The 261-nt window shown below is 53.3% G+C and carries 1 rRNA gene; it reads right to left on the bottom strand.

Annotated features, from left to right (window positions below):
• Nucleotides 1–261: ribosomal RNA gene (locus JI667_RS21875) — 23S ribosomal RNA — on the bottom strand; the annotation flags it as partial.

The following is a 261-nucleotide window of genomic DNA, read 5'->3' as shown; positions in this document are numbered from 1 at the left end:
TTACGGAACGCTCCTCTACCGCGTACACACCTGTGTGTGCACACCCTAAGCTTCGGTGCATGGCTTAGCCCCGTTAAATCTTCCGCGCAGACCGACTCGACCAGTGAGCTATTACGCTTTCTTTAAAGGATGGCTGCTTCTAAGCCAACCTCCTGGCTGTCTATGCCTTTCCACATCGTTTTCCACTTAGCCATGACTTGGGGACCTTAGCTGTAGGTCTGGGTTGTTTCCCTTTTCACGACGGACGTTAGCACCCGCCGT

It is taken from the genome of Bacillus sp. NTK074B (genome assembly GCF_017303375.1).
Taxonomy (GTDB): Bacteria; Bacillota; Bacilli; order Bacillales; family Bacillaceae_B; genus Rossellomorea.
Note: the sequence above shows the minus strand (reverse complement) of the source record. Positions and strands in the feature narration are given on the sequence as shown.